Origin of the sequence: Aeromonas sp. BIGb0405 (assembly GCF_024807335.1) — a bacterium.
Taxonomy (GTDB): domain Bacteria; phylum Pseudomonadota; class Gammaproteobacteria; order Enterobacterales; family Aeromonadaceae; genus Aeromonas; species Aeromonas rivuli.
The window spans coordinates 1-17533 of the sequence record NZ_JANUEP010000020.1; the positions used below are offsets into that span (position 1 = coordinate 1).

Annotated in this window: 15 protein-coding genes, 1 tRNA gene and 1 pseudogene; 7 read left to right on the forward strand and 10 right to left on the reverse strand. The window is 62.4% G+C overall.

Annotation, left to right across the window (positions count from 1 at the left end):
* Positions 1-256 (forward strand): annotated as a pseudogene (locus tag M2366_RS19715) (hypothetical protein); the annotation flags it as partial.
* Between the two features lie 70 nt (positions 257-326).
* On the forward strand, positions 327-1109 hold the full coding sequence (locus M2366_RS19720; protein ID WP_259270475.1) for an ABC transporter substrate-binding protein: 783 nt from the start codon (positions 327-329) through the stop codon (positions 1107-1109).
* A 79-nt stretch (positions 1110-1188) separates the two neighbouring features.
* On the opposite strand, the gene M2366_RS19725 is transcribed toward M2366_RS19720, so the two are convergent.
* A complete protein-coding gene (locus M2366_RS19725) occupies positions 1189-1569 on the reverse strand; it encodes a hypothetical protein (RefSeq protein ID WP_224431446.1) in 381 nt (126 codons plus the stop codon).
* Positions 1570-1753: 184 nt separating this feature from the next.
* On the opposite strand from M2366_RS19725, the gene M2366_RS19730 reads away from it, so the two are divergent.
* Positions 1754-3142 carry a phosphatase PAP2 family protein gene (locus M2366_RS19730; RefSeq protein WP_224431447.1) on the forward strand — a complete coding sequence of 463 codons (1389 nt, stop codon included), beginning with the start codon at positions 1754-1756 and terminating at the stop codon, positions 3140-3142.
* The gene (gene ydiK / locus M2366_RS19735; RefSeq protein ID WP_042044393.1) at positions 3132-4223 is read left to right on the forward strand and encodes an AI-2E family transporter YdiK; all 1092 of its coding nucleotides are present in this window, start codon (positions 3132-3134) and stop codon (positions 4221-4223) included. Before M2366_RS19730 ends, ydiK begins: the two co-directional genes overlap by 11 nt.
* Before the next feature lie 302 nt (positions 4224-4525).
* Here the strand turns inward: ydiK and M2366_RS19740 are convergent, their stop codons facing one another.
* The 4 genes from M2366_RS19740 to M2366_RS19755 all read right to left on the reverse strand — a co-directional run bounded on the left by M2366_RS19740 (position 4526) and on the right by M2366_RS19755 (position 9294).
* Positions 4526-5539: a hypothetical protein gene (locus M2366_RS19740; protein ID WP_042044394.1), complete on the reverse strand. Its 1014-nt coding sequence runs from the start codon at positions 5537-5539 to the stop codon at positions 4526-4528.
* Between the two features lie 404 nt (positions 5540-5943).
* On the reverse strand, positions 5944-7068 hold the full coding sequence (locus M2366_RS19745) for an agmatine/peptidylarginine deiminase (RefSeq protein ID WP_259270476.1): 1125 nt from the start codon (positions 7066-7068) through the stop codon (positions 5944-5946).
* A gap of 18 nt (positions 7069-7086) precedes the next feature.
* Complete coding sequence (locus M2366_RS19750; protein WP_259237205.1) at positions 7087-8199, reverse strand: extracellular solute-binding protein; 1113 nt, start codon at positions 8197-8199, stop codon at positions 7087-7089.
* A 42-nt stretch (positions 8200-8241) separates the two neighbouring features.
* Complete coding sequence (locus M2366_RS19755) at positions 8242-9294, reverse strand: agmatine/peptidylarginine deiminase (RefSeq protein WP_259270477.1); 1053 nt, start codon at positions 9292-9294, stop codon at positions 8242-8244.
* A 115-nt stretch (positions 9295-9409) separates the two neighbouring features.
* Between M2366_RS19755 and M2366_RS19760 the strand changes: the two genes are divergently transcribed.
* Together M2366_RS19760 and dhaR are read left to right on the forward strand one after the other, a co-directional pair.
* Positions 9410-10315, forward strand: a complete 906-nt coding sequence (locus tag M2366_RS19760) for a LysR family transcriptional regulator (RefSeq protein WP_259270478.1) — start codon at positions 9410-9412, stop codon at positions 10313-10315.
* Positions 10316-10463: 148 nt separating this feature from the next.
* Positions 10464-12365, forward strand: a complete 1902-nt coding sequence (gene dhaR, locus M2366_RS19765) for a dihydroxyacetone kinase operon transcriptional regulator DhaR (protein ID WP_259270479.1) — start codon at positions 10464-10466, stop codon at positions 12363-12365.
* A gap of 51 nt (positions 12366-12416) precedes the next feature.
* Here dhaR and dhaM read toward each other — a convergent pair whose 3' ends face one another.
* The 4 genes from dhaM to M2366_RS19785 form a co-directional block, all read right to left on the reverse strand.
* Positions 12417-13133, reverse strand: a complete 717-nt coding sequence (gene dhaM / locus M2366_RS19770; protein WP_259270480.1) for a dihydroxyacetone kinase phosphoryl donor subunit DhaM — start codon at positions 13131-13133, stop codon at positions 12417-12419.
* 1 nt (position 13134) lies between these two features.
* Positions 13135-13764, reverse strand: coding sequence for a dihydroxyacetone kinase subunit DhaL (gene dhaL / locus M2366_RS19775; RefSeq protein WP_259270481.1), 630 nt, complete (start codon positions 13762-13764; stop codon positions 13135-13137).
* 9 nt (positions 13765-13773) lie between these two features.
* Positions 13774-14844 (reverse strand): dihydroxyacetone kinase subunit DhaK, encoded by a 1071-nt coding sequence (gene dhaK / locus M2366_RS19780; RefSeq protein WP_259270482.1) that lies wholly within the window; start codon positions 14842-14844, stop codon positions 13774-13776.
* Positions 14845-15072: 228 nt separating this feature from the next.
* The gene (locus M2366_RS19785; RefSeq protein WP_259270483.1) at positions 15073-16431 is read right to left on the reverse strand and encodes an NCS2 family permease; all 1359 of its coding nucleotides are present in this window, start codon (positions 16429-16431) and stop codon (positions 15073-15075) included.
* Between the two features lie 202 nt (positions 16432-16633).
* Between M2366_RS19785 and M2366_RS19790 the strand changes: the two genes are divergently transcribed.
* Positions 16634-16966, forward strand: a complete 333-nt coding sequence (locus tag M2366_RS19790; RefSeq protein WP_042044404.1) for a cupin domain-containing protein — start codon at positions 16634-16636, stop codon at positions 16964-16966.
* A gap of 307 nt (positions 16967-17273) precedes the next feature.
* On the opposite strand, the gene M2366_RS19795 is transcribed toward M2366_RS19790, so the two are convergent.
* Positions 17274-17350 (reverse strand) — tRNA-Asp (locus M2366_RS19795).
* Between the last annotated feature and the right edge of the window lie 183 nt (positions 17351-17533).

The following is a 17533-nucleotide window of genomic DNA, read 5'->3' on the forward strand; positions in this document are numbered from 1 at the left end:
TCAGACCAAGGCGGTCACCGACAGTGCCAGCAAGGCCATCAGCGCTCAGAGCAAAGCCGTGACCGACAGCGCCAACAAGGCCATCAGTGATCAGACCAAAGCCGTCACCGACAGCGCCAGCAAGGCCGTCAGCGATCAGAGCAACGCCGTCACCGGCAGTGCCAGCAAGGCCGTCAGCGGTGCGCTGCCGACTCAGGATCCCCAGGCTGCTGCCCGCGCGGCCGCCGAAGCCGAGCTGGAAAACCTGTTGAAATGATGCTGCCTGGCACTCACCCCCAGAGCACAGCGCCCGGATCTACACTCTTCGTCAAGGAACTGGCGCGGGGATGACGCTCATGATGCAACTGTTTGCCTCACTCGGGCTGCTGGCCGCCTTGGCTGGCACGCCAGCCGCGGCGCTGACTTACTATTCCGAGCAGAATCTGCCCTTCAATGGCGTCGATGAACAGGGCCGCAGTAGCGGTTTCAGCATAGAGTTATTGCGCTTGATGTGGCAGGAGCTGGGGCAAGAGGAAGCGCCCATCCAGTTCTTGCCCTGGTCCAAGGCCTGGTATCTGCTGACCCAGCAGCCCGATGCCGTCCTGCTCACCACGGCCCATACCTTGCCCCGCTCCCATCACCTGCAATGGGTCTGCCCCATCAGCCGCTCGCGCATCGTGTTGATGGCCAGGGCCGATCACCTGCCCCGGATCCGCCACAGGGCCGACCTGCTCACCCTGAAGATAGGAGCCATGCAGGCCGATGTGGGCGAGCAGTTACTGCTCAACCGCGGCATGCCACCGGCCCAGCTGATGACGGTGCCGCGCATGGATCTGGTGGTACGCCAGTTGTTGCTTGCCCGCACCGATCTGGTCGCAGGTAACGAGACCATGTTGCGCTATCAGATCCGCCAGCTTGGCTATGACCCACGGCAGTTCGTCACAGTGGCCGTATTGGCCGAGCAGGATAACTGCTTCGCCTTCAATCCCGCCGTGGATCCGGCCGAAGTGGCACTGTTGCAACAAGCCCTCGACCGGGTGCGCCAGGGTCCGGCTTTTCAAGCCCTGCAGGCCCGCTACGAAGATATGCTGAACCCGAGCACCCATGAACGACTGCCGGAAATAGAGTGAGGTACGCTCAATCCGGCCGCCAACCCACCATAAGCGAAGAGGCCACCCCAGGGTGGCCTCTTCGTTGCACCGACCAGGGTTATTTGTAGAGGTTGTCCTGCTCGTTATCCTTGTTGGCCGCAGCTCCGCTGTGCTCGATGGCGGTACGGATCAGATCCACCCCGGCGCGGATGATGAGCACCCCCATGTTGACCAGCTTGACGCAGACCCACATGAAGGTGATCAGCAGTATCAGCTTGAGCACCGTCTGGAATGCCTCCAGGAAGTTCTGCTCCAGCTGGCCGGTCAAGCCATTGGCACTGCTCATCAGCCAGGTGTAGACCTCGCGCACGAAGGGGATACGACTTGGCATCTCTAGTACATCCAGCGCCGCTGGCAGAGCCTGGCAGATGACGATACTGCCGAACAGTACCAGGATGACGCCGAGGCCGATGCCGAGATAGAAGCCGAACTGTTTCATATGAGATCCCAAGAGTTGCTGCATGGAGAGTGAGGATAGCTGCCAATAGTAGGCACAGCCGCGCCCCAGAGCAATCTCGGCGGGAGAAGCCCCAAGGATCCCAGGCCTGTTTCGCAACGGAAATCGTTGCCCAAGCCACTGATTTCTGTGACGCTTCTCATACCGCCCCTGGAAACGGACTCCCATGCTCAGATACCCTTGTTGCCTGCTGCTCGCCCTCATGCTCGCGACGCCCCTTTGGGCCGCCCAATCCAAAGCACGGGGAGCCGTGTGCGTCATCAAACAACAGGAGAGGGTGCTGCTGGTGCAAGACAGGGTCTCGTCCCGCTACAGCCTGACGGGCGGCTATATCGATCCCGGCGAGACGCCGCCTCAGGCGGCCCTGCGCGAGCTGTTCGAGGAGACAGGCCTGGCGGGGCGCATCATCGCCCCCCTTGGTCGCTGGCAATCGGCAGACATCTTTGCCTGCCAGACCCTGACCCCCATAGTGGCGCAGCAAGGTTCGGGGGCCGTCTCCCTGCTGCATGCCCCCAATCGGGATGGGGAGGTGCTCAGCGCCCTGCTGATCCCCCCCAGTGCCCTGCCCCATGAACTGAGGCGCTTTCCGGCCCAGCTCGACTGGTTGATCCCGCAACTCCCCCGGATCCCTGATAGCGAGGTGAGTTGGCGAACCGATTTCAGTGCTGAGGCCAATGCGCTGCACCGTCAGGAACTGCCGCTGATCCGCCAGCTGCAAGCGCTGCTTGGCCCACACAACCTCTGGCTCCAGCTCGCCAACCTCGCCGGATCTGCGCCCTTCATGCTGTTACTGGTGCCTCTGCTGCTGCCCCTGCTCGGCTGGCACAGAGCCCTGCAGTTGCTGTTTGTCATGCTGTGGCTGAGTCTGCTGGTGCAACTCACCAAGATGGGCATCGGCTGGCCACGCCCCTTCAACTTCCAGCCCGAACTCGCCCTGCGCGCCGTGTCCGGTTTTGGCATGCCGAGCGGCCACTCGGCCACGGCCATGCTCGGCTGGGGCCTGTTGCTAGGCTGGGCTTGGCCGGGACGGCGCTGGCTGGCAATATGCCTGGCCCTGCTGCTGGCAAGCGCCACCGGCCTTGCCCGCGTCTGGCTCGGAGTGCATTTTATCTCGGACGTGGTGGCCGGCATGCTGCTTGGCCTCGGCCTGCTGCTGTTGTTCCCCTGGTTGCAGCCCCTTGCCTCGCGCCAGCTCCCCTGGCTGCTACTCGCCAGCCTGGCCGGTGTCGCCGCTGCCGTGCTGCAATCCCCCGCCCTCGCCGCCATCGGCATTCTCAGCCTGACACTGCTGCTCGGCAGTCGATACGGGGTCGAACGGAGCAGGCGCCGCCCCTGGCTGACCGGCTTTGTCGCCCTGGCGGGTTGCCTGCTGCTGGGACTACTCAGCGCAAGCTTGCCACTGTTGATCACCAGTTCCCTGTTGATCCTGACCGGACAAGGGATACTCTATGGACTCTTGGGACTCTGGTTGAGCTCGGGCCTCTGGTGGCTGATCTCCCTGACCGACGACCACAATCGGGGTGCAACCCCACGCAAGGAATACAATGATTATTAAGAAACCGGATCTGGCCAAGCTCACCCTAGGAGTCTTGTTTCTCAGCATCTTGATCGCGTCCTGCTTCCTGGTGCTACGCCCCTTCCTGCCTGCCTTGGTGTGGGCCACCATGATCACCATAGCCACCTGGCCGCTGATGCTGATGATGCAGCGCCTGCTGTGGGGGAAACGGACCCTGGCGGCCTTCGTCATGACCCTGATACTGCTGCTGATCTTCGTGATCCCGCTGTTCATGACCCTGGCCAATGTGGCGGAGAAGGCCCCCATGCTGATCGATCTGGCCACCACCATCAGCAAATCCCCACCCCCCGAGCTGCTCTGGCTCCAGCAGATACCGCTGGCAGGGGACAAACTCTTTGAGCTGTGGCAGCAGATCCTGGCCAGCGGTGGTCAGGTACTGTTCGCCAAATTGGCACCCTATTTCGGCCAGACCGCCCGCTGGCTCGCCTCCCAAGCCGGTAACCTGGGGCTCTTGTTCGTCCACTTCCTGCTGACCGTGGGGATCTGCGGCCTGCTCTATCACTCGGGGGAAACTGTCGCTGTCGGCATACGTCGCTTCGCCCACAGGCTGGCCGGTGAGCGGGGAGACAACGCCACTGTGCTGGCCTCCCAGGCCATCCGCGCCGTGGCCATGGGGGTGGTGGTAACCGCCCTGGTACAATCCTCGGTGGCCGGGATAGGCCTGCTGATTGCCGGCATTCCCTACGTCATGATCCTGGTGGTGTTGATGTTCCTGCTGATCGTCGCCCAGATCGGCCCCTTCCCGGTGCTGCTGGCCAGCGTCGGTTACCTCTACTGGAGCGGGGATACCACCTGGGGCACCTTCCTGCTGGTCTGGTCCCTGCTGGCGGGTACCATGGACAACTTCCTGCGCCCCTTCCTCATCAAGCGCGGAGCCGACCTGCCGCTGATCCTGATCCTGGTTGGCGTCATCGGCGGCCTGCTGGCGCTCGGCATCATAGGGCTCTTTATCGGCCCAGTGGTGCTGGCGGTGGGCTACACCCTGCTGGATGCCTGGATCAAGGAAGGCGATCTCCAGCCAGAGATGACCGCCGTTGTTGCGCCGCCCAAGGCTGAGTGACGATTCAGTAACAAGACGATTCAGCCATCCATCGCTGATACAAAGAGCCGCCCATCAGGCGGCTCTGTTATTTGTGGTGATTGCGATTATGGCGATCGTGTCAGGCTGGCTGATCCGCGCCAACCTGCATTCACCGCATATTAGCGTCCCATGTAGGTTCGATTAGCGAAGCGTAATCGGACGAACGAGATGCCGCTGTCTCGGTTTTATCCGTGAGTCAGCGGCATCTGCCAGAGGGGAAATTCGAGTAGCCGTTATAGCGGGGGAATTGATTTACGCGAACGTCCGATTACGCCTTGCGGCTAATCGAACCTACGGGCTGCATCTTCTACCTCTTGCAGTCTCGAATACCACTCCCACAACTCCGGAAAATCCGCCTCTTTTGGTAGGGGGTTATTTTCAATGAACTTAGCCTCAATGAACTGATTCCAATAGGCCTCTCCAGTCCGGCGGGGGTGATTCGCAATCCACGAATCGTAGAAATTAGATTCCACCCGGTAGTGGTGGGTGTGAATGAAAGGCGACCACGTGCGCCTTAGGTCATCCTCTTGCCGAACATCGATTATTTCGAACTCCTCCAGACTGCGATCATTTATGTCGCCCCAAGCAGTCTTCAACAGCTCAATTGCGCTTGCATCTGATGTGGGCGCACCATACCCAAAGATCGTCACCATGAAGGCATGCTTTAGAACATCTGCGACCGTAGCCCACTGGCGCGATATGAACTCGTCCACGTGATAGTTCTTCTCGCTAACCGGGTAGAGCAATTTTGTAGGTGTAAGCAGGCAGCCGCAGTGACTACAGGCGGCGCCGTTGTTCCCCATCATGTGCCCATCGGTGCAGTACGCGACCTCTACATTGCCATGGAGGAACAAGACCCGGGGCAGCTTAAACCTGCTCCCATTTCTCCTTATCGCCTGAACTAGAAAGGGATCCCAATTGAAGGTTGCGATGAAGTCTTTGTTTCTCAGCGACAAGACCAAGTGATCGTAGATAGTGGGATGATCTGGCAACTCCATTTCGCCGAAATAGCGATACACTTCTGCCTCTAGCTCTTCCCGTATGTCTATCAAGCTCGATTCCTTGTAGATCGACGCATAGATGTCTTCGAAATTTGAGGAAGCGAAACGAAGCCCGGTTCTGGCAATCAAATCCTGGAGACCAAGCGTCTCAATGAAATTATTCATTAACGGGAGCTTTCGCCCGTGCTTGTCGCCACCAGGGAACGCCGCATAACTAGCGCCTGCGCCAAGTATTACGACGTGGGGCTTTCCCACAATGATCTGGTTAATCTCTTCTTCAGCCGATACTTCCATGACCCACCCTTAGCACATAACAGTGATTAGATGGAAGGCGGTACTAATCCGTTAATAGAGCCTTCCATATAACTCCGGTTCTCCCTGTTTGTGGCCACGAAAATACATTTTAAATCACAACATTACCGACCAATCTCTGGCGCTGAACGCATTCGCCAAGCATCTTCCTTTGGCTCCATTTTTGGCCATCGGGCAAAAATACACCCAAGGAGCAGCAATGGAAAGCAACACCCAGTCTCAGCTTCTTGAACAAGTCAGGAGTGTGATCGAAGTGACACCCCATATGGCGTAGTGGCCAAGATACAGGGCTGCGGTGAGGCAGGGGCTAGTGGTCAACGGAAATGGGCGTGGAGCAATAACCCGGGGCGTGGCAACGCCCCGGGTTATCAGTGTGTCGATGAGGGTCAGGCGGGTTGGTGGAGGGTGATGCAGTGAATGCCACCGCCACCGGCGGCCACCGGATCGATGTTGACCGCCACCACCTTGCGCCCCGGGTAGAGGCGGGCCAGCAGATCCTGGCAATAGCGGTCCGCCGCCTTGTCGCCAAACTCGGGGACTATGACGGCCCCGTTGATCGGCAGGTAGTTGATGTAACCGGCGGCAAAGTCCCGGCTGCGGCTGAATTTATTGTCTCGCCCACCCAGCGGGGGCGGCAGTGGATGCAGCTCCAGCTTGTTGCCATCGGCGTCGGTGGCCTGCTGCAGTATGGCCAGGTGCTGGCGGGTCACCTTGTAGTCGTAGGAATCAGGATCGTTGTCCATGTTGATCACCACCACCCCGGGGCGCACGAAGCGGGCGTAGAAGTCGACGTGGGCATCGGTGATATCCTTGCCCTTGATGCCCGGCAGCCAGATGATCTTGCGCAGCCCCAGGTTGACCTTGAGCTCCGCCTCCAGTTGCGCCTTGGTCAGGCCCGGATTGCGGTTGCTGTTGATCCAGCTACTCTCGGTCATGATGGCGGTGCCGTTGCCATCCACCTCTATGCCCCCGCCTTCGCCAATCAGCTTGCTCTGCAGATAGTGGGCATCCGCCTGCCGACTCACCAGGGAGGCGACCCTGGCATCATAGTCATGCTCCTGTTTGTCACCCCAACCGTTGAAGTTGAAGTCCACCAGCGCGAGCTCCCCCTGCTCGTCCTGCACGAAGACACCGCCGGTATCCCGCAGCCAGATGTCATCCAGCTCGGCTGGGATGAAGTGGGTGTTGTGCTCGCCACAGAGCTGACGGGCCAGGCCCTCTTCCTCCTCATGGCAGAGCACGTTCACCTCGGTATGGGGAGTCATGGCCTTGACCAGCCGGCCTATGGTGGCCTGCACATCCTGGTAGTTATGGCCCCAGATCTCGCGATTGGCACCGAAGGCGACCCAGACCCGAGTCTGGGCTGCAGCCTCGTCCGGCATCTGGTAGTGACCGGCGGCGCTGACCGACGAGGTCCCGGTGGCGGCAGCCTGGGCCCGTGGCAGGCCAGTCAGTCCGGCTAACGCCCCTATGGCGACCAGCTGTTTCAATACTTGGCGTCGGGATGGCATCTCTTTACTCCTTCAGATTCAGAGGCTGCTCTTGAAGCGGGTCCAGGCTCGCATCCGGGCTCGCATCTGGGATTGTGCAATGTCCTGGCCTGGAATGAGTCGCCCGTAGCTGGCCTCATCCAGATAAATATCCGGGTTGGCTGTCATGGTGGCATCCACCATGGATCTTGCCTTGGCACTGGCGGTTGGATAACCGGTGCTGTTGGTGATAGCGGCCATGTTGGCCGGGCGCATCACGAAATTGATAAAGGCATAGGCATACTCAGGATGGGGGGCATCCACCGGGATCGCCATGGTATCCATCCAAACGGTGCTCCCCTCCTTCGGCAGCCGGTATTCAAAGTCGCTGCGCTTGCCCGCCTCGACGACGGCCCGTCTGGCTTGCGTCATGTCGCCGCTGTAGCCCAGCGACAGGCAGATGTCACCATTCACCAGCTGGGTCACCGGCTGGGACTGAAACTTGCGCACATAGGGTTTGAGCCCCTTGAGCAGCGCCAGTGCGGCAGCCAGATCCTCGGCCTTGCCGCTGTGGGGATCCCGCCCCAGATAGTGCAGCACCACCGCCAGCACCTCGTCGGGGGAGTCGATGATGGAGATGCCGCAGTCGGCAAATTTTGCCGCCAGTTCGGGCTTGAACAGCAGGTCGAGACTGCCCACCGGGGCATCCGCCATCCGCTGCCTGATGAGGTCCGCATTGTAGGTGAGCCCTATGGTGCCCCAGGTGTAGGGCACCACCGCCTCCCTGGAATGGGGATAAGCCTGCTGCAGCCGCCGCAAACCGGGCTCGATATCAGCCAAATGCTGCAGCCTGCTTTTGTCGAGCGGTTGCAGGCTGCCCGCCCGCATCAGCCGCTCCGCCACCGTATCGCCGGGAAAGATCAGATCATAACCGCTGCGACCGGCCATCAGCTTGGCCTCCAGGGTCTCGCTACTGTCCATGACGTCATAGATGACCCGGATCCCTGTCTCCTTGGTAAAGGCGCTGAGGGTATCGGGGGCGAAGTAGTCGGCCCAGTTGTAGAGCCGCAGCACCTTCTCCTCCCCTGTTGCTGCATCGGCCTCCCCGGCCTCGGCCGCAAGACTCAGCAGCAGGGCCAGGCAGCCCATCCACCCGAGTGTCTTCCTGATCATGATGTGGTTACTCCCCTGTGATTGGCCGCCGCCGTGCAACGCTCAGCCCAACAGCGGCCAGGCGGGCTGCTGCTGGGTGATGCAGTGGATGCCGCCGCCGCCGTGGGCCAGCCGGTTGATCGAGACCGGCACCACTTCCCTGTGCGGGAAGGCGCCTTGCAGCACAGCCGCCGCCTCCCGGTCGCTCGCCACCCCGTAGGCGGGCATGATGACGGCGCCGTTGGCGAGATAGAAGTTGGTGTAGGAGGCGCAGAACACCTCTGCCTCCGTGTCTATGGCCTCGCTCGCGTCGTACAGATCCTGCAGCTCGAAGCCGCGCCCCCTGGCATCCGTGGCCAGGGCCAGGGCGCGGCGATTCTCCCGCACCACAAGGCCGTAGGTCGAGGCGGCATCCCGGGTGGCATCCACCAGCAGCTGGCCGGGGCGACTGAAGGCGCAGACCCCGTCCACATGGCCATCGGTCATGTCGCCGGTGACGTGGTCGGGATCCCCCGGCAGCCAGATGGTCTTCTCGATGCCGAGCAGGCGACCGAAGATCTGCTCGATCTCACCCTTGCTGATGCCCGGGTTGCGGTTGCTGTTGAGCAGCACGGACTCAGTGGTGATCAGGGTGCCTTCGCCGTCCACATGGATGGCGCCCCCCTCGTTGGCCAGAAAGCTGCCGATACACTCCAGCTCCAGGCTGTTGAGGATGCGGCGAGCCAGCCCCTCGTCCAGCTGATGGACCGACTTGCCACCCCAGGCGTTGAAGCGCCAGCTCACCCCGGCACTGCCCAGTTCGGGGTGGCAGATAAAGGTGGGGCCGGAGTCGCGGCACCAGCTGTCATCCACCGGGAGGGGGATCAGGGTCACCCTGTCGTCACAGAGGGCGCGCGCCTCGGCCAGCGCGCAAGGATCGACCACCAGCCTGACCGGCTCGAACCGGACAATGGCGTTGACCACCCGGGCGAAGTCCTGCTGCACCTCGGCCAGGGTGACGCCCCAGCCGGATTCCCACAGCGCCTTGTTGTGGGGCCAGACCATCCAGGTCGCGGCGTGCTGGCACCATTCGGCGGGCATAAACCAGCCCTTTGCCACTATTCCCTGTTCCCGCATATTCCCTCTCTGATTAGGTACTATTAAGGTTGCTGACGATGGGAATAGACTATTCCCATATAACACGGCGAACAAACGATCGATTTTCAGTGCAAGTGATAAGTGGAGCTAATCAATGATGTTCAAACACTGGCCCCCGCTCAACGTGCTGCGGGGCTTCGAGGCGGCGGCTCGCCTCGGCAGTTTTCATCAGGCGGCCCAGGAGCTGCACCTCACCCAGTCCGCCATCAGCCAGCAGATCCGCTCCCTGGAGGAGCTGCTCGGCCAGCCGCTGTTTCACCGGCAGGGGCGCTCGGTCGCCCTGACCGATGCGGGACAGGATCTGCTGGAGACCACCCAGAGCGTGCTGCTGCAACTGGCGGTGGGGATCCAGCGCCTCGAGCAGTACCGCAAGCCGAACCAGCTGGTGCTCAACACCAGCACCGCCATCGCCCGCCACTGGCTGCTGCCCCGACTGGGGGCGTTTCATCGCCAGCACCCCGACATCGATCTCTGGCTCTTCACCAGCGACGAGGTGCCCGATCTGGCCGAACAGACCATAGATCTCGCCCTGCGCTGGGATCTCGCGCCGCAGGCCCTGTGTCGCCATCAGCCACTGCTGGCGGACAGGTTGCTGCCGGTGGCCGCGCCTACGGTGCTGGCCCAACCGGCGGCACAGCGCACCACCCTCCATGGGGAGCGAGAGCTGGACTGGCACCACTGGACGCTCAAAGGGGGGGAGGATCTGCAACTGCAGACCCGGGGACTCAACTTCTCCGACCCCGGCCTGCTGCTGGAGGCGGCAAGCGCCGGGCTCGGGGTGGCGCTGGTGAGCGAACGGCTCTCCCAACCGGCCAGGGTGCAGGGGCAGTTGCTGCCGCTCTCCACTTGCAGGGTCAAGGGGCCCCAGTGGAGCCTGCTTATCCACCAGGAGAGCGAAGGGATGCCGGAGTGCCGCGCCTTCTGTCACTGGCTCGGCCAGCAATTTGCCGAGGGGGCGGAAATGAGGATGCCATTGCCGCCCTCTGAGGCAGGTCACTGAATCTGGCGGACGGGCATGGTTAAATGGTCGGCCTCTCTCTATGCCGGATATTGCATGTGACCCTGCCATCTGACCGCCCGCCACCCCAGCCCTGGCCTGACTATGGGTATGCCCTCTGGCTACACGCTTGCCGGACAGGACAGTGACAATGCCATCTGACCGCCTGCCACCCCAGCCCTGCCCTGACTATCTGCAGGCCTCCTGGCTGCGCTGCGCCCACCAGACCAGCGCCACCCTCTGGCATCCGCCCCACAGTGCCAAGGGGCAGACCTTGCAGAGTCTGCGCCAGCGCAAGCGGGACCTGCTCACCACAGGCGAGATGGCCCTCGAGGATCTCTACGAATTCATGGAGGGGCGCCCCTGCGCCCTGCTGCTCACCGACGAGAGCGGCTGTGTGCTGGCCCAGACAGGCCATCCCGACACCCTGCGCGAGCTGGCTGCGCTGGGGTTTGGCCCCGGCGCTTTTTTTAGCGAGGGGCGCATCGGCACCAATGCCATCAATCTGGCGGCGCTGGAGGGAGTGCCGCTCTGCGTCAGCGGCCCCCAGCATTTCAACCAGACCCTGCACCCCTGGCACAGCTGCGCCAGCCCGGTCTACAACAGCAACGGCCGTCAGGTCGCCATCATGGCCCTGGTTTGCCGGTTGGAGGAGGCAACGGTCGGGGATCTGGCGCTCACCGTCAGCGCCGGTCGCGAGCTGGCCCACCTGCTGCAGATGGAGCGCCTGATGCAGGAGTCCCAGCACCATCTGAGCGAACTCTACGCTTTGCTCGATGGCATGGATGACGGCGTGCTGGCCTGGGATCCGCAAGGCAGGCTGCGCTACCTCAACGCACTAGCGGCACATAGACTGCGGCTCGATCCGGATCGCTGTCTAGGCCAGCCCCTGGAGCAACACCTGCTGCTGCCCCAGCGGTTGCAGCTGGCCATCAAGGGACAGACGCCACTCAGTCATGTGGAGGTGACCCTGGAGCGGCTCGGGGTACATTCCGGGGAGTTCATCAATGCGCTGATAAGCCTCAAGCCGCTGCCGGGGCCGGAGGGGGTCAGCTTTATCGCCCTGCTCCATCCGGTCGATCGGCTGCGGGCCATTCACCAGCTGCGCCAGACGGTGCCCGAGCTGTCGGCCCTGGTGGGGGAATCGAGCGCCATGCGCAAGCTGCTGCGCCACGCCAGACAGGCTGCCCAGAGTCAGGGGCCGATCCTGCTGCGCGGAGAAGAGGAGGTGGGCAAGGCCCAGCTGGCGGAGGCCATCCACTTTGGCAGCGAACGGGCCGCCGGGCCCCTCATTACTCTCAACTGTCAGGCGCTGCCGAGTGAGCGGATGGCGCTTGAGCTGATGGGCTCCGACGAGGCGGGGCAGGAGCGGGCGGGCAAGTTCGAGCTGGCCCATGGCGGCACGCTAGTGCTGGAGCAGGTAGAGTGCCTCTCGGCCCCCATGCAGGCGGCGCTGCTGCAACTGCTCAAGACAGGCCGCATCCAGCGCTTCGATTCGGCCCGCGTGCTACCGCTCAAGGTGCGGATCATAGCGACCAGTTGCGCCCCGCTGGAGCAACGGGTGCAGGAGGGGCAGTTCGGTCGCCAGTTGCTCTATGCCTTGCAAGCCTGCGAGCTCTGGCTGCCGGGGCTGCGGGAGCGCGCTGCCGATCTGCCGGGCCTTATCAGCCAGCAACTAGGGGCGCAGGGGCGCGAGCCGGTGCGCCAGTTCAGCCCGGCGGCCCTCGACTGTCTGCTCGCCTACCCCTGGCCCGGCAATCTGGGGGAGCTGCGCAGCGCCGTCGAGCATGCGCTGCTGCATGGTGGTCAGGGGCCGATCCCGCCGGAGGCGCTACCCGCCGCCATTCGTCACGGCCATCAGCTGGTGGCGGATGAGGTGGTGGGGCAACCGCTGCTCACCTTGGCGGAGCTGGAGCGCCAAGCCATCTTGCGCAGCGCCCACGCCTGCAAGGGACAGGTGAGCCTGATGGCCCGGCAACTGGGCATCAGCCGCACCACCCTGTGGCGGAGGCTGAAGCTGCTCGGAATGGATCCCGCCGACTACCACGGATAGCTAAACGACAAGGCCCCGCACTGGCGGGGCCTTGATACAGCAATATGAGCCTCAGTCGCCGAAGCGTTCCGCTGCCAGCTGCTGGAAGCAGCTCAAAGCCGCATCGGCATCCTCCCCGCGCGCCAGCAGGGTGAGCCTGTCGCCCTGGCGCACGTTGAGCATGGCGAGCCGGGTCAGGCTGCGGGGGTTGGCCTCTTTATCCCCCTTTTGCAACTTGAGTTCAGCGGCAAAGGGCTTGAGGGCGGCCACCAGTCGGGCGGCGGGGCGCACATGCAGGCCGTGGGGGTTATCCACCACCACCTCGCATCGCAGCCAGCCGTCGTCGGCTGCCGGTGCCGTCTCAGTGGCGGCCTGCGCCGCGCTGGCGGGCAGCATCGCCTGTTTCGGGCCCAGCGCGCCGAGCGCCTCGGCGGCCACCTCATCCAGCGTCAGGCCGGAACCGGCCGCCACCACGGCGGCCAGGGTGCCTTCGACCAGCGGAGCGGGGCAGAGCCGCACCCGGGCGCTCAACTCGGCAGGCAACAGCTCGAGGGCGGTCTCGGCGCTCAAGAGAGCGCTGCCGAGATCCATCAGCACCAGCACGCCGCTGCCGTCATCCGCTTCTTCGATCGCACTCATCACCGCGATGGCATCTGTGCCTATGGGGTGGTCGGGATCATCGACCCCGGCCGCCAGCAGCAATCTGGCTGGGCTACCCAACTGGTCGGCCAGCGCTTTCAATCCGGCCGCAAGCTGGGCGCTGTGAGAGACAACGACGATGCCTATCATGTTACAACCTCGCTCTGTCACGCAGGGCGGTCAGCAGCAGCAGGGTCGAGGTGGCCCCGGCATCCTGATGGCCTATGCTGCGCTCGCCGAGATAGCTGGCGCGCCCCTTGCGGGCCTGCATCTGTATGGTGGCCTCGGTGCCGGCGGCGGCAGCCGCGACTGCCTTGTCCAGCGCATCATTGAGCGACAGCGCTTGCTGCTGTGCCTGTTGCAGGGCGGCCAGCGCCGGCCACCAGGCATCGCACATTGTCTTGTCCCCCGGCTCGGCACGGCCGCGGGAGACTATCCCCTCCACCCCGTCACTCAGCATTTTGCACAGCTGGCTGAGGCTGAGGCTCTGACAGGCGTCGGTACTGGCCGCCGCCCGGATGAAGAAGGTGCCGTAGAGGGGGCCGCTGGCGCCGCCGACCGAGGAGAGCAATGTCATGCCGGTGGTCTTCAATACCTGGCCGATATCCTTGTCCGCCACCGCGGGCAGCTTCTCGGCCACCTTGGCGAAGCCGCGCTGCATGTTGAGGCCGTGGTCGCCATCACCGATGTCGGTATCCAGCGCGGTGAGATGCTCCCTCGCATTGGTAAACAGAGGCTCGCAGTCGAGCAGCCAGTTGACGATTTGATGCTTGCTTAACATGGGTTTTCCTTAGCAGCCGCGACGCAGGGCGGGGGTATTGACGGGGGCATCCCACAGGCTCATCAGCTCGTCATCCACCTTGAGCAGGGTGATGGAGATGCCGGTCATGTCGAGGGCGGTACAGTAGGGGCCAATCAGGTTGCGCACCAGATGGATGCCCGCCTCTTCACAGCGGCTGGCGAGACGCCCATAGACGCCGTACAACTCGGAGAGAGGGGTGCCTCCCAGGCTGTTGACCAGGGCGATGACCCGATCGCCCGCATTCAGCGGCTCGATGAAGCTGTGCTCTTCCTGCCAGTTGCCGGAGGCTCTGTCCCAGTGGCGCAGGGTACGGCCATAGGGGCTGTTGTCAGAGAGCTCTTCGAACATGTCGTCCACCAGGGTATTGAGGTCGGTGAAGGGGCGGCGCGCTATGCCCGGTTCGCCGTGGATACCCACGCCGAACTCCATCTCGTTGTCCGCCAGGGTGAAGGAGGGCTTGCCAGCGGCAGGCACTGTGCAGGCGTGCATGGCAACGCCTATGGTGCGGCTCTGGTTGTTGATGCGACGGGCCAGCGCTTCGCAACGGGTCAAGTCATAGCCCGCCTCGGCAGCGGCCCCCACCAGTTTTTCGCACAGCACCGTGGTGGCAACGCCACGACGACCGGCGGTATAGAGGCTGTCTTTCACCGCCACATCATCATCGATCAGCGAGAAGCCGACTTTGACCCCGTCACCGTGCAGCAGCTCGACCGCGGTTTCGAAGTTGAGCACATCGCCGGTGTAGTTCTTCACCAGGAACAGCACGCCCGCGCCGCCATCAACGGCCTGACCGCACTCGTACATCTGATCCGGGGTCGGGGAGGTAAAGATCTCGCCGGGACAGGCACCGTCCAGCATCCCCTTGCCCACCAGACCGCCGTGCATCGGCTCGTGACCGCTGCCGCCGCCGGAGACCAGCGCTACCTTGCCCATCACGGGGGAGTCGGCGCGGGTGATGTAGTGGGGTTCGATACGTACCTTGAGCTCGGGGTGGGCGGCTGCCATCCCCATCAGTTGTTCACGGACCACGGCATCGACGGCATTGATCAGCTTCTTCATGGCTCACTCCTTGGCTTGCCACCGCACGGGTAGGCAGATGGTTGATGAAGCCAGTCTAACGGGATATATCGGGAGAAAAATGACGGCCTGTTCGGTTCGGATTTGAAACAGCAGAAGGGGGCTTGGCGTTTCAACCTGAAACGGCGCGGGGCAAACGGGCGGGAAACTGTTAACGGCCTCACAACCATGAAAAGGGCCCCGCAGGGCCCTTCGCTATCACCGGAAGCCTTAGATGGCCCAGCCACCGGCATAGAAGATCACCAGCGCCACGGCGATGATGACGGTGCCGACGTTGAGTTTCTTCCACTCGGCAGCAAACAGACGACCCACGACCAGCGCCACGAAGCCCAGCATGATGCCGGTGACTATGTTGCAGGTCAGCACGATAAAGACGGCGCACAGCATGCCGGCGAGAGCATCGACCGAATCGCTGAAGTCCAGCTTGGTGACGTTGCCCAGCATCAGCAGACCGACGTACATCAGCGCCGGTGCTGTGGCGTAAGCCGGCACCAGATAGCTGAGCGGCGAGAGGAAGATCATCAGCAGGAACAGCAGGCCGACCAGGGCTGCGGTCAGACCCGTCTTGCCACCGGCTGCGGTACCTGCGGCGGATTCGATGTAGACGGCGGCCGGAGCACCACCCACGACGCCAGCGACCATGCTGCTGACGGAGTCGGCAGTCAGCGCCTTGCCGCCGCTGATGATGTGGCCACGCTCGTTGATGAGGCCCGCCTGACCGGCCACGGCACGTATTGTGCCGGTCGCGTCAAACACGGCGGTCATCACCAGTGCCAGTACGGTGGGAATGACCACCGGGTTGAGGGCGCCCAGCAGATCCATGCTGCCTACCAGAGAGCCCTTCTCGCCGGTCAGGCTCGGCATGGCGAAGAAGCCCTGCCAGGTCACTTTCGGGTCGAAGATGAGGCCGAGAATGGAGATGGCGATGATCACCATCAGGATGCCGCCCGGCACCTTGCGACGCTCCAGACCGAAGATGGCGGCCAGACCCAGCACCGTCATGATGACCGGGAAGGAGGTCACTTCACCGAGTTGCACCGGCAGACCAGCTCCTTCGTTCTTGATCACCATGCCGACGCCGTTAGTGGCGATCAGCAGCAGGAACAAACCTATACCTATGCCGGTGCCGTGGGCGATGCCGGAGGGGAGGTTGTCCAGGATCCACTGGCGCACGCCGGTGACGCTGATCAGGGTAAACAGCACACCCATCAGGAAGATGGCGCCGAGGGCGACCGGAATGCTCAGTCCCTGACCCAGTACCAGACTGAAGGCGGTAAAGGCGGTGAGGGAGATGGCGCAACCTATGGCCATCGGCAGCTTGGCCCACAGGCCCATCAGCAGGGAGCCGAAGGCGGCGATCAAACAGGTCGCCACGAAGACGGGGCCCTGCTCAAAACCGGCGGCACCCAGCATGTTCGGCACCACTATGACGCTGTACACCATGGCGAGGAAGGTGGTCATCCCGGCCAACAGCTCCTGGCGCACACTACTGCCACGCTCGGAGATGGAGAAGTAGGAGTCGAGAAATCCGCTCTTGCCGGTGCGGGCCGTCATTTCTTGCGTTGCCATAACTCATCCTGAAAAGTGTGAAGGAAATCGTTTGCGTAGATGGCGCGCAAAATAGCAAGAATTTAGCGAAATTGCAGCGTGTAAGGTCGTATTTCCCCGATTTTTTCGATCAAAGGTCTCATTGAGAGCCACATTTGACGAGTCGCACGACGTCGCCAGCTTCTACACTTCGAGGGAACCCACTTCAGCCGGAGACAGGCTCATGCACACAGGAAACCTGCTTGCTCACATTCCCTCTCCCTTGCCCACAGAGCTGTTCAGCGACTTGGTCAGTACCAATCACTTCCGTATCGAGCGCATTGTCTCCCTGGGGCAGCACACCCCACCCGGTGAATGGTTCGATCAGGATGAGCATGAATGGGTACTGGTGGTGCAGGGGGAAGCTATCTTGCTCTTTCTCGAACCGGAAGCTGGGGCCCAGGAGCGCGTCCATCTGGGACCTGGGGACTACATCAACATCCCGGCGCACCTTCAGCACAGGGTGGAGTGGACTCATCCTACCGAGACCACCGTCTGGCTCTGCATCTACTACTAGAGGAATCTCCACGCCGCTGTGACAAAGCACAACGAAGAAGCCCAATCGACAGATTGGGCTTCTTGGACTCAGATGCTGAATTTGCATAGCAAAAGGGCCTTCCCGTGAGGGAAGGCCCTTTCTATTTATTGGCGGAGCGGACGGGGAGACGGACACGGTCCGGCTCAAGCACAAGGTGCCACAGGCAGGGACCGAGTTGCCAGTGGCAAGTCGCAGCCCTGTCTGTGGTCCCTTGTTTCCTTACTCCCGTTCGCGAATATCCAAAAGCAAAAAGGCCTTCCCGATTGGGAAGGCCTTCTCTATTTATTGGCGGAGCGGACGGGACTCGAACCCGCGACCCCCGGCGTGACAGGCCGGTATTCTAACCAACTGAACTACCGCTCCGCAATTTGGCTAGCGCTTTGCTAAATCTTCTGCCGTTTCAGCGAGGTGTCATCCTCTCGGCCAACATCGTACTGCGTACAATGTCGTCTAATTAGGAGCCTGGCAGTGTCCTACTCTCGCATGGCGAATGCCACACTACCATCGGCGCTACCGCGTTTCACTTCTGAGTTCGGCATGGGATCA